This window comes from Pararobbsia silviterrae (assembly GCF_003628125.1).
GTDB classification, from domain to species: domain Bacteria; phylum Pseudomonadota; class Gammaproteobacteria; order Burkholderiales; family Burkholderiaceae; genus Pararobbsia; species Pararobbsia silviterrae.
In genome coordinates this window covers 41,824-54,072 of the sequence record NZ_RBZU01000005.1, presented here as the reverse complement: position 1 = coordinate 54,072, position 12,249 = coordinate 41,824, and the positions used below count along the sequence as shown (strand labels likewise).

10 protein-coding genes are annotated in these 12,249 nt (G+C 67.3%); 5 read left to right on the top strand and 5 right to left on the bottom strand.

The window, feature by feature from the left end:
- The first annotated feature begins 3 nt into the window (after window positions 1-3).
- Window positions 4-456 (top strand): MaoC/PaaZ C-terminal domain-containing protein, encoded by a 453-nt coding sequence (locus D7S86_RS12785; RefSeq protein WP_121087035.1) that lies wholly within the window; start codon window positions 4-6, stop codon window positions 454-456.
- Window positions 457-484: 28 nt separating this feature from the next.
- Here D7S86_RS12785 and D7S86_RS12780 read toward each other — a convergent pair whose 3' ends face one another.
- The 5 genes from D7S86_RS12780 to D7S86_RS12760 form a co-directional block, all read right to left on the bottom strand.
- A complete protein-coding gene (locus D7S86_RS12780; RefSeq protein ID WP_121087552.1) occupies window positions 485-1,348 on the bottom strand; it encodes an amidohydrolase family protein in 864 nt (287 codons plus the stop codon).
- A 14-nt stretch (window positions 1,349-1,362) separates the two neighbouring features.
- Window positions 1,363-2,604: a CaiB/BaiF CoA transferase family protein gene (locus tag D7S86_RS12775; RefSeq protein WP_121087033.1), complete on the bottom strand. Its 1,242-nt coding sequence runs from the start codon at window positions 2,602-2,604 to the stop codon at window positions 1,363-1,365.
- A complete protein-coding gene (locus D7S86_RS12770) occupies window positions 2,601-3,749 on the bottom strand; it encodes an extracellular solute-binding protein (RefSeq protein ID WP_121087031.1) in 1,149 nt (382 codons plus the stop codon). Before D7S86_RS12770 ends, D7S86_RS12775 begins: the two co-directional genes overlap by 4 nt.
- A complete protein-coding gene (locus tag D7S86_RS12765; protein ID WP_121087029.1) occupies window positions 3,746-4,876 on the bottom strand; it encodes a Gfo/Idh/MocA family protein in 1,131 nt (376 codons plus the stop codon). Before D7S86_RS12765 ends, D7S86_RS12770 begins: the two co-directional genes overlap by 4 nt.
- 174 nt (window positions 4,877-5,050) lie before the next feature.
- Complete coding sequence (locus D7S86_RS12760) at window positions 5,051-5,398, bottom strand: L-rhamnose mutarotase (protein ID WP_121087551.1); 348 nt, start codon at window positions 5,396-5,398, stop codon at window positions 5,051-5,053.
- Between the two features lie 235 nt (window positions 5,399-5,633).
- Here D7S86_RS12760 and D7S86_RS12755 point away from each other — a divergent pair, with 235 nt between their 5' ends.
- Genes D7S86_RS12755 through D7S86_RS12740 form a run of 4 tightly spaced genes read left to right on the top strand, consistent with a single transcriptional unit; the run spans window position 5,634 to window position 12,239 of the window.
- The gene (locus D7S86_RS12755) at window positions 5,634-7,142 is read left to right on the top strand and encodes an efflux transporter outer membrane subunit (protein ID WP_205962804.1); all 1,509 of its coding nucleotides are present in this window, start codon (window positions 5,634-5,636) and stop codon (window positions 7,140-7,142) included.
- Window positions 7,142-8,212: an HlyD family secretion protein gene (locus D7S86_RS12750; protein ID WP_121087027.1), complete on the top strand. Its 1,071-nt coding sequence runs from the start codon at window positions 7,142-7,144 to the stop codon at window positions 8,210-8,212. The genes D7S86_RS12755 and D7S86_RS12750 overlap by 1 nt, the downstream gene beginning before the upstream one ends.
- 47 nt (window positions 8,213-8,259) lie before the next feature.
- The gene (gene rbbA / locus D7S86_RS12745) at window positions 8,260-11,115 is read left to right on the top strand and encodes a ribosome-associated ATPase/putative transporter RbbA (protein ID WP_121087025.1); all 2,856 of its coding nucleotides are present in this window, start codon (window positions 8,260-8,262) and stop codon (window positions 11,113-11,115) included.
- Window positions 11,115-12,239: an ABC transporter permease gene (locus tag D7S86_RS12740; RefSeq protein WP_121087023.1), complete on the top strand. Its 1,125-nt coding sequence runs from the start codon at window positions 11,115-11,117 to the stop codon at window positions 12,237-12,239. Before rbbA ends, D7S86_RS12740 begins: the two co-directional genes overlap by 1 nt.
- The last annotated feature ends 10 nt before the right edge of the window (window positions 12,240-12,249 follow it).

The window sequence follows — 12,249 nt, the reverse complement described above, 5'->3', positions numbered from 1 at the left end:
ACGATGCCTGCGATCTACTACGAAGACTATGCCGACGGCGAGGTCCGCGAGACCTACGGCCGCACGATCACCGAGACCGATTTCGTCGTGCACGCGGGCCATACGGGCGATTTCTTCCCGCATCACATGGACGCCGAATTCGCGAAGACGCTGCCCGGCGGCCAGCGCATCGCGCACGGCACGATGGTGTTCGCGATCGGCGTCGGCCTCACGGCGACGCTGATCAATCCGGTCGCGTTCAGCTACGGATACGATGGGCTGCGCTTTATCAAGCCCGTCCATATCGGCGACACGATCCGCACGCGCGTGACGATTTCCGCGCGGCTGCCCGACAAGCGTCCGGGCTTCGGGCGCGTGATCGAGCACTGCGAAATCCTCAATCAGCGCGATGAAATCGTGCTCGTCTGCGACCACATCCTGCTCGTCGAAAAGAAAGAGGCGGCCGCGCACGCGTGAGTGCGCGCGCGCGTGCATGCGCGTGGCGTCAGACGCCGGACGCGCTGCCGAGGCGATAGAGCCGCTGCGCATTGCGATTGAGCAACGCCGCCTGTTCGTCGGCGCTGCATCCGTGAAGCAAGGCGTGCGTCGCATCGACCCAGCGCGCGAGATCGCCGCCGAGCCGGCAGACCGGCCAGTCGCTGCCCCAGACGACACGCTCCCACCCGAAGCACGCGATCACGTGCTCGAAATACGGCCGCAACGTCTCGACCGTCCAGCCCGCGCCCGCATACGCGACGATCCCCGATATCTTGCAGCTCACGTTCGGCAGCGCAGCGATCGCGCGGAGATCGGCGCGCCAGGCATCGAGCGCACCGCCCGCGATATCGGGCACGCCGCAGTGATCGAGCACGATCGAGAGATCCGGACAGCGCTGCGCGAGCGGCACGGCGACGCCGCGCAACTGGCGCGCGAGCACGCAGAGATCGAAGCTCAAGCCCTGCGCGGCGAGACGATTCAGATTGTCCGAGAACGTCTGCGACGCGCTGAGCGTATCGGGCGACGTATGGAGCACGCGCCGCACGCCCTTGACGTGCGGCCGCGCGGCCAGGCGCTCGACGAACGCCGCGAACGCCGTGCCCGGCCGCTCGGGACGACAGGCCGCGATCATGCCTTCCACGCACGTATCCGTGCGCGCGACAAGCGCGCCGACCACGTCGATTTCGGCTTCGATATCGGGTTCGTCGACATCGACCTCCATCATGAGCGCCCGCTCGATGCCGAGCGGGCGCGCGAGCGTTTCGAACATCTCGACCGTGGCCGCGCCCTGCAGTTCGGGCACGCTCGCGGCCCACGCGTAGCGCAGCGTGTCGGGGTACATCAGGTGCAAATGCGTGTCGATGATCTGCATGGCGCGTGTCGATTTCATCCGTGCGTCGCGCGATCGAGCGCGAACTCGCGATCGATCGCCGCATTGTGTTCGCCGATCTTCGGCGAGCCGCGTGAAGCCTTGAGCACCTGACCGTCGATCCGGATCGGACACCGCGTGGTCAGCATCGACGCGCCGTTGTCGCGCACGACGTCCTGCACGAAATCGAGCACCTTGAAGCCCTCGTGTTCGAGCAGCGTGTTCCAGTCCATGACGGGCGCACACCAGTAGTCGGCGGGTTCGAGAATCGCGAGCCACGCCGCGGTCGGGCGCGTCGCGATATGGTCGACGAGCACCTGCTTGATCTCGTCGCGCCGCTCGAACCAGCTCTTCGGATCCGAGAACGCGGCGAGCGCGTCGCAGCCGAGCAAGGTCCCCAGGCGCGTGACCGACCCCATCGCGAGCGCGAGGTAACCGTCCTGCGTCTTGTAGATCCCGTACGGCGCGCCGAGATACGCGTGCGCGTTGTTGACCGTACTGCGCGACGGATGCTGACGGCCGTCGTTCAGGTGGGTCGTGAGCACCTCGAACTGGAAGTCGAGCGTCGATTCGAGCAGGCTCACCTCGACGAGTCCGCCGCGGCCCGTCACGCCGCGCCGCAGCAGCGCGGCGAGCAGGCCCTGGACCAGATGCGCGCCCGCGAGCATGTCCGCGACCGCGAGACCGAACGGAACCGGTCCCTGCTCGGCGTCGCCATTGAGCCAGACAAGGCCCGAGCGGCTCTGCACGAGCAAGTCCTGCCCCGGCAGTCCGACCCACGGCCCGGCCGTGCCGTAGCCCGTCACGACGCCGTAGACGATGCGCGGATTGATCTCGCGGACCTTCGCGTAGTCGAGCCCGATGCCTTCCATGACGCCCGGCCGGAAGTTCTGGATCAGCACGTCGGCGCGCGCGATGAGCGCGCGGATCTTGTCGAGATCGGCGGGCTGCTTGAGATCGGCTGCGTAACTACGCTTGTTACGGTTGATCGTGTGAAACAGCGTGCTGTCGCCGTCGAGTTCGAGATTCGAAATGTAGAGATGGCGGCACAGATCGCCTTGCCCGGGCCGTTCGACCTTGATGACGTCGGCGCCGAGGTCCGCGAGCCGCAACGCGGCCGACGGCCCCGACAGAAACTGGCTCATGTCGACGACGAGCAGACCCGCGAGCGGCAGCGCGAGATCGTCCTGATCGTTCTGGTCCTCCCGCCCGTCCTCATCGCCTTGCGCGCGGGCGGCCGGATCGAAGCGTGCCGTCATGCGCACACCTCGCTGACGTACTGCCGATGCAGCCGGTTCAACGCATCGAGCGTCGCCTGCACGGTCGCCTCGCCGCGCAGCCAGGCGTGGACCACATGACCCGCATCGTTCTGGAACGCGATATAGCCCGGATATCGCGGCCGCTGCCAGGCTTCGTCGAGCGTGCGCAGCGTCGACGTGAAATAGCCGTCGGTCAGGCGGTTCGCCTCGGCGTCCTGCCAGGCTTCGCGATGGCCGGGCTGTCCGCCCGCCTGCACGTAGATCCCTTTCTGAATCGACGGCTCGGACATGAACCGTGCGTAGTCGGCCGCGATCTCGCGATGCGCGGACTTCGCCGAGACCGCGACGCCCGCGCCGCCAAGCGTCGAACGCAAACGCTCGCCATGCCGCGTGACGAGGTTGGCATACGCGAGCGGCTTTGCCGCATAGCCGGGACGCGAATAGTTCGAATACCCGTAGGCGAACGGGCAGTACGCGATCGCGTCGGTGCGCGACATCGCCTCATAGGTCTGGATCGGATTGCGCGTGAGACAGACGGGATCGCACGCCGATACGAGTTCGCGCAACGCGTTCAACGCGCGCTCGCCGACGTCGTTCGAGCCGAAACGCTCGGGCGTCGCGCACGGCGTCTCCCCTTCGTTGAGCCAGAACATATAGAGATTCATGAGGCTGTCGATCGGGATCGCGGGCACCGCGACGTGCCCCGCGCGCGCGAGCCGCAGGACGTCGTCCCAGGTCTGCGGCACCGCTTCGCCGAGCCGGTCGAGCACGTCCGCGCGCAGACTCGCGACGGGTGTCGCCGCGTCGCACGCGAGCGCCCATTGATGACCCTCGTATTCATAGCTCGGATGCGACGAACCGACCGAGTGCGCGGCCTGATCGTCGAGAAACGCGCGCGGCAGCACGGTGTCGAGCGGCACGAACAGTTGATGCGCGGCCGCTTCGCCGATCGACGGATGATCGATGACGAGCAGGTCGAACTGCTCGGCGAGATCGGCGATCGAGTAGTCGGCGAACGCCTGCAGCGAACGCGTCTGCCAGCGGATTTCAACGTCGGGATGCAGCTCGTGATAGCGCTGCGCCGTGGCGACGTTCGGCACGAAGCCGCGCGTGTGATTCCAGGTAATGCCTTGCAAAGTGATCATGCGTGTTGTTCGCTCCGTGAAGGTAAGTCACCGGTGTGTTCGGGCCGTACGCCGCCCTGCGCGCTCGATCGCGCGCACGCGTCGACGAGCGCCATCGTGCGCAACGCGTCGCGCACGCTCGTGTGAAGCACGGGGTCTTCGCCCGCGGCGAAGCGCTGAAGATTCGACATGGTTCCGATAAAGGCATGCGGAAACCAGCGGCCTTCGAGCGGGATCGCGGTCCATGCGCTCGGCGACGCGTTTGCCGCATGCCGCGCGGCCGCATCGGCGACGAGACGCAAGGTCTCGGGCTCGCCGTTCGGATAGTTGAGCAAGAGTCCCAGACCGACCTCGGCCGCCCCGCGCGTGCCTTCGACGCGGATCGTCGCCGACTCGCCGTCGGGACCGAAGCGATACGTATGGTTCAGCGAGAGACAGCACCGGATCGGCGCGTCGAAGTCGAGAATCGTGCTCGTGCGCGCGTCGCGCAACGCCGGATAGTCGGGATGCGCGACCGATCGCGACAGCGCCGAACGCGGCTCGCCGAACAGGCTGCGGATCAGATCGAGATAGTGGATCGAGTGCATCGGCACCTCGACCTGCGCGAGATTCGACATGAACGGCCAGAGCTCCCACGGCGTGCGGCATGCGAGGCGCACCTCGACGTCGAGCACCTCGCCGAGCAGGCCGCGTTCGAGCGCGTCGCGCAGCGCGAGCATCATCGGCGAGAAACGCAGCTGGAAATTGACGGCCGCGCTGAGGCTCCGGCGTTCGCAGACCTCGACGATCGCCCGCGCCTCCGCGAGCGAGCGGCCCATCGGCTTCTGGATCAGCACGGCGGCGCCGGGCGGCAGATGCGCGAGCACGTCGGCATTCGCTTCGGGCACGACGGCGATATCGAAGACCGCATCCGGCGTCGCCGCGAGTTCGTCGAGCGAATCGCAGACGGTCGCGATGCCGTGCGCGTCCGCCAGCGCGCGCGCCTTCGCGCGATCGCGATCGTGAATCGCGACGACCTCGAAGCCCGCGAGCCGATAGGCCGGCAGGTGCGCGTCGCGCACGATCGCGCCCGCGCCGACGATCGCGATCGGCCGGGGCCGCGCCGGCAACGGCCAGCGCTGGCGCAAGCCTTCGAATCGGGAATCCATGCGAATGCGCTCCTCCAGTGTCAGGGCGTGCATCGAAACATCGCCCGACTTGTCATTTGTTAGTGAAATTCATTTTCACGAACGAAATTAGCACACAAAGGCGCGCGGCGATTGGGTGTTAACCCGAGCGCCGGGATGAATCGAGGGTCAATCAGGATCCGCGCGGCCGCGGCCTCAGGGCCGCGCGATCTGCTCGCTCATGCGGAACACTTCGCGCATCGGCTGCCAGACGCCGACGAAGTCCGCATCGGCCAGCGGCTTGAAGAACGTGCCCATCAGTTGCCCCCACGCCTTGACGCGCGGGTGGCTGTCAGGCGAGCCCGCGAGCTTGCGGAGGTCGAAATCGTCGGGCGTCTCGATCAACATGACCATCCGCGTCCCACGCCGCCAGATGGTCATATCGTCGATGCCGATCTCGCGCAGATCCGCGAGCACCTCGGGCCAGACATCCGCGTGATAGCGATCGTACGATTCGATCGCGACGGGATCGTCCTTGAGGTCCAGCGTCAGGCAATGTCGCATCGTCGTGTCTCCCATGCATTCGAATAATCGGCCGGATCGGACCAATGGATCGGGCACGCCAAGCGAGCCCGCGCGACCGCTCGCGAGCGTTCGCACTATCCCACCGATTCGGCTCGCGCGCGAATCGACAGCGCACACATCAAAAACCCTCTTTTTCCGGAGCAACTTAAATGGAAACCCTGGCGCATGTCGCATGATGCGGGCCACAGCCGCGTTGAATGAGGTGGTGGCGCCGATGAGCGGATTTCGTGACAGCCCGGACGAACGCGCGCGCGGCGCGCTTGCGACGCGCTTGACGCTTGTGACGCGATCAATCGCCGCCCTCGCGCTCGGCGCGGCCGGCTGCCTGGCCGCCTGTGTGTCGTTCACCCCGCCGTACGAAGCGCCGCCCTTGCCGGTTGCGCCACAGTATCCGCCAGGGACCGCGACCGGCGAAACCGAGGCGCCGCGCGCCGCCGAACTCGACTGGCGCCACTATTTCGCCGACCCCGAACTCCAGCGCCTCATCGACACCGCGCTGGACAACAACCGCGACCTGCGCATCGCGATCGCGCGTGTCGAGGAAGCGCGCGCAACCTACGGCATCCGCCGCGCCGACGCGTTCCCGACGATCGGCGTCCAGGCCGATCTGTCGCGCGCGCGGGTGCCCGCGGACCTCAGCGGCATCGGCGTTCCCGTGACGGCCACGCAATACCAGGCGGGGATCGGTCTGTCGACGTGGGAACTCGATTTCTGGGGACGCGTCGCGAGCCTCAACGACGCCGCGCTGCAGACCTATCTCGCGACCGACGCCGCGCGGCGCGCGACAGAGCTCACGATCGTCGCGCAGGTCGCCGAGAACTACCTGAACCTCTGCGAGCTCGACGAACGCCTCGCGCTCACGCAAGCCACGATCGACAGCCGCGCGCACTCGTACCGGCTCTACCGGCATCGCTACGAGGTCGGTGCGACCTCGCGGCTCGATCTCACCCAGGTCGAAACGCTGCTGCATCAGGCCCAGACGCTCGGCGCGCAGCTCAAGCAAGCGCGCGCGACGCAAGCCCATGCGCTCGCGCTCGTCGTCGGCGCGCCGGTCGAACTCCCGGACAGCGGGCTGCGGCTCGACGACGGCGTGATGCCGCAGGAAGTCTTCGCGGGCCTGCCCTCGGATCTGCTCATCGATCGGCCCGACATCGTCTCGGCCGAATTCGAGTTGCGCGCCGCGAATGCGAATATCGGCGCCGCGCGCGCCGATTTTTTTCCGCGCATCACGCTGACCGGGCAACTCGGCACCGCGAGCGCGTCGCTCGATTCGCTGTTCACCGGGCCGAGTCGCGCGTGGTCGTTCGGCCCGTCGGTCTCGCTGCCGATCTTCGACATGGGTCGCCGCCAAGCGCAGCTCGAAGTCACCCAGGCGCGCCAGGAGCAAGCCGTCGCATCGTATGAAAAAGCGGTCCAGTCCGCGTTTCGCGACGTCGCCGACGCGATCACCGCACGGACCTGGCTCGCCGAGCAACTCGACGTGCTGCGCGCGAGCGTCGCCACGCAGGCCGAGCGGAGCGCGCTCGCGCAACAGCGCTACGACCACGGCGCGGCGCCGTTTCTCGAAGTGCTCGACGCGCAGCGCGACCAGCTCTCGGCGCAACAACAGCTCGTGCAAACCCACCGCGCGCTGCTTTCGAGCCGCGTGACGCTGTTCACCGCGCTCGGCGGCGGCTCGCGCGCGGCGGCCGCCTCCTCCGCATCCGAACCTGTCGCGAGGTAATGCCCGTGCGAATCAGCAAACGAACCTCGATCGTCGTCGTCGTGATCGCCGTGCTCGCGGCCGGCGCTTTCGCGTGGCGAAGCTACGTCAATCGAAACGCCGACGAGGGACTCGTCAAGGGCAACGGCCGCATCGAAGCGACCGAGATCGATATCGCGACCAAGCTCGCGGGGCGCGTCCAGGATGTCCTCGTCAAGGACGGCGATTTCGTCGACGCGGGGCAGACGCTCGCGCACATGCAGGTCCAGACGCTCGACGCGCAGCGCGCCGAGGCGGCCGCGCAGCATCAGCAGGCCGTCAACAGCGCCGCGAGCACGCAGGCCCAGGCCGCGGCGCGCGAGAGCGACCAGCACGCGTTCGAGGCCACCGTCGCACAGCGTCAGAGCGAACTCGACGCGGCGCGCAAGCGTCTCGCGCGGTCGGAGCAATTGTCGAAATCGGGCGCCTCGTCGATGCAGGAACTCGACGACGACCGCGCCCGCGTGACGAACGCACAGGCCGCGCTGCGCGCCGCGCAGGCGCAGGTGACCGCCGCGCAGGCGGCGGTGATCGCGGCACAGGCGCAGGTCACGGGCGCGCAATCGGCGATCCAGGCCGCGCAGGCGAGCATCGACCGCATCGACGCCGATATCGCCGACAGCGACCTCAAGGCGCCGCGCGCGGGCCGTGTCCAGTACCGGATCGCGCAGCCCGGCGAAGTCCTCGGCGCGGGCGGCAAGGTGCTCAACATGATCGATCTCGCCGACGTCTACATGACGTTCTTTCTGCCCGAGCAGGCCGCGGGACGCGTCGCGCTCGGCCAGGACGTGCGCATCGTGCTCGACGCGGCGCCCGAGTACGTGATCCCCGCGAAGGTCACGTTCGTCGCGAGCAGCGCGCAGTTCACGCCGAAGACGGTCGAAACCGAAAGCGAACGCCAGAAACTCATGTTTCGCGTCAAGGCGCAGATCGATCCCGCGCTGATGCGCGAGCATCTCGCGCGCGTGAAGACGGGTCTGCCCGGCGTCGCGTGGATCAAACTCGACAGTCAAGCCGAGTGGCCCTCGCGTCTCGAGGTCAAGGTGCCCTGATGGGAGCACGGACGGGAGCACGGACGGCAGCGCCGACGGCGGCACGGATGACGGCATCGCCCGACGATCCCTGCGTCGTCGTCGTGCGCGACGTACACGTGCGCTACGGCGCCACGCATGCGCTGCGCGGCGTGAGCCTCGACGTCCCGCGCGCGTGCATGGTCGGATTGATCGGCCCCGACGGCGTCGGCAAATCGAGCCTGCTCGCCCTGGTCTCGGGATCGAAGGCGATCACGCAGGGCACGGTCACCGTACTCGGCGGCGAGATGTCCGATGTCCGCCATCGCGAACACGTCTGCACGCGCATCGCGTATATGCCGCAAGGGCTCGGCAAGAACCTCTATCCGACGCTGTCGGTCGAGGAGAATCTGCAGTTCTTCGGGCGGCTCTTCGGCCACGATGCCGACGAGCGGCGCCGCCGCATCGACGCGCTCACGCTGAGCACGGGGCTCGGCGCGTTTCTGGGCCGGCCGGCGGGCAAGCTCTCGGGCGGCATGAAACAGAAACTCGGCCTCTGTTGCGCGCTGATCCACGATCCCGATCTGCTGATCCTCGACGAACCGACGACCGGCGTCGATCCGCTCGCGCGCGCGCAGTTCTGGGATCTGATCAATCGCATCCGCGTCGAGCGCCCCGACATGAGCGTGATCGTCGCGACCGCGTATATGGACGAGGCTCAGCGCTTCGACTGGCTCGTCGCGATGGACGACGGCGATGTCCTCGCGACGGGCACGCCCGCCGAACTGCTCGAACGCACGCAGACGCCCTCGCTCGAGGACGCGTTTATCGCGATGCTGCCCGAGTCGCGCAAGCAAGGCTATGAACCCGTGCCGGTCTCGCCGTTCGTCGACGACGACGAGGACGGCGAACACACGCCGCCCGCGATCGAAGCGCACGGCCTGACGATGCGCTTCGGCGACTTCGTCGCGGTCGACCACGTGAGCTTCCGGATCCGGCGCGGCGAGATCTTCGGCTTTCTCGGTTCGAACGGCTGCGGCAAATCGACGACGATGAAGATGCTCACGGGCCTGCTGCCCGCCTCCGACGGCCGCGCGCTGCTGTTCGGCAAGCAAGTCGACGCGAACGACATCGATACGCGGCGGCGCGTGGGCTATATGTCTCAAGCGTTCTCGCTCTACGGCGAACTCACGGTCAGGCAGAACCTCGTGCTGCATGCGCGGCTCTTTCATCTGCCGGCCGGCGAGATCGAGCCGCGCACGATGGAGATGGCCGAACGCTTCGGGCTCGTCGACGTCCTCGACGCGCTGCCTGACGGACTTGCGCTGGGCGTGCGCCAGCGCCTGTCGCTCGCGGTCGCGATGGTCCATCGGCCCGATCTGCTGATCCTCGACGAGCCGACCTCGGGTGTCGATCCCGTCGCGCGTGACGGCTTCTGGCGATTGCTGATCGAACTCGCGCGCGAGGACCGCGTGACGATCTTCATCTCGACGCACTTCATGAACGAAGCGATGCGCTGCGACCGCATCTCGCTGATGCACGCGGGCCGCGTGCTCGTCAGCGATACGCCGGCCGGCATCATGCGCACGCGGCAATCGGCGACGCTCGAGGACGCGTTCATCGCGTATCTCGTCGACGCGGGCGCGGCCGACGGCGTGCCGGTCCAAACGACGCCCGACGCGCGGAACGCGACGGATACGGCCCGCGCGTCCGACGCGGGATCCGACATCACCGCCCACGTCACGTCCGACATCACGTCCGACGCCACGTCTCACGCGACATCCCACGCCGCGCATGCGCACGCGAGCGCGCGCCGCCGGCGCTTCAGCGTCCAGCGCGCATGGAGCTATATGTGGCGCGAATCGCTCGAACTCCAGCGCGATCCGATCCGCGCGACGCTCGCGCTCGTGGGTTCGCTGCTGCTGTTGTTCGTCATGGGCTACGGCATCAGCATGGATGTCGAGGACCTGCGCTACGCGGTGCTCGACCTCGACCAGACAACGCTCTCGCATAACTACGATCTCAATCTGTCGGGCTCGCGCTATTTCATCGAGCAGCCTCCGATCCGCGACTACGCGGACATGGACCGGCGCATGCGCAGCGGCGAACTCGCGCTCGCGATCGAGATTCCGCCGGGCTTCGCGCGCGATGTCGCGCGCAACGCGTCCGTGCAGCTCGGCGTCTGGATCGATGGCGCGATGCCGCAGCGCGCCGAGACCGTGCGCGGCTATGTGCAGGGCATGCATCAGGGATGGCTCGCGCAGCAGGCGCGCGAGCGGCTCGGCGCGGTCGCGACGCCGACCGTCTCGATCGAGACGCGCTTTCGCTACAACCCCGACATGAAGAGCCTGCCCGCGATGGTGCCGGGTGTGATCCCGCTGTTGCTGATCATGATTCCGGCCATGCTGACCGCGCTCGCGATCGTGCGCGAAAAGGAGCTCGGGTCGATCATCAATCTGTACGTGACGCCCGTCACGCGGCTCGAATTCCTGCTCGGCAAGCAAGCGCCCTATCTCGTGCTCGCGATCGTCAACTTTCTGCTCATGACGCTCGTCGCGGTCACGATCTTCAAGGTGCCGATACGCGGCGGCTTCGGCGTGCTGCTGCTGGCGACCGTGCTCTATTGCTTCTGCGCGACCGCGATCGGCCTGCTCGCCTCGACGTTCACGCGCAGCCAGATCGCGGCGCTGTTCTTCACGATGATCGGCACGATGATTCCCGCCGTGCAGTTCGCGGGCATGACCGATCCCGTCTCGTCGCTCGAAGGCGCGGGCAAGTTCATCGGGCAGATCTATCCGGCGACCTACATGCTGATGATCAGCCGCGGCGTGTTCAACAAGGCGCTCCATTTCGCCGATCTGCGCGACGCGTTATGGCCGCTGCTCTGGGCCGGCCCGATCATCATGGGCCTGACGTGGACGCTGCTTCGCAAGCAGGAGCGCTGATGCGAACGCTCGCCAATATCTACCGTCTCGGCGTCAAGGAACTCTGGAGTCTCGCGCGCGATCCCGCGATGCTGATCCTCATCGTGTTCACGTTCACGGTGATGGTCTATTCGTCGGCGAAGTCGTCGCCCGAGACGCTGCACCATGCGCCGATCGCAGTCATCGACGACGACCGCTCGGCGCTCTCGGCGCGCATCATCTCGGCGTTTTTCCGGCCGCATTTCCTCGAACCCGTGATCGTCACGCCGGCCGAGGCCGACGCGGGCATGGATCAGGGACGCTACACGTTCGCGCTCGACATCCCGCCTCGGCTCCAGTCGGACGTGCTCGCGGGACGGCCCGCCGAGATCCAGCTCAACGTCGATGCGACGCGCATGAGCCAGGCTTTCACGGGCAGCGGATACATCCAGCAGATGGTGACCGACGAGGTCGGCGAATTCGTCGAGCGGTATCGCGCCCCGACGGCGTCGCCCGTCGATCTCGCGGTGCGCATGCGCTTCAATCCGAATCTCACGCGATCATGGTTCGGCGCGCTCATGCAGGTCATCAACAATCTGACCATGCTGTCGATCATCCTGACCGGCGCCGCGCTGATCCGCGAACGCGAACACGGCACGATCGAGCATCTGCTCGTGATGCCCGTGACGCCGACCGAAATCATGCTCGCGAAGGTCTGGTCGATGGGACTCGTGGTCTTCGTGGCGGCGCTCGCGTCGCTCGTGTTCGTCGTACAGGGCGCGCTGCATGTGCCCGTCGAAGGCTCGATCGCCCTCTTCGCGGCCGCCGCGGCGCTGCATGTCTTCGCGACGACCTCGATGGGCATCTTCATGGCGACGCTCGCGCGCAGCATGCCGCAATTCGGCATGCTGCTCGTGCTCGTGCTGCTGCCGCTGCAGATGCTGTCGGGCGGCAACACGCCGCGCGAGAGCATGCCCCAGATCGTGCAGGACATCATGCTCGCCGCGCCGACGACGCACTTCATCGAGCTCGGACAAGCGATCCTGTTTCGCGGCGCGGGGTTCGCGCTCGTCTGGCGCTCGTTCGCCGCGCTCGCGGTCGTCGGCGCCGTGATGTTCGCGCTGTCGCTGCTGCGTTTTCGCAAGGCGCTCGGGCAGATGGCCTGAGCGATGCGCC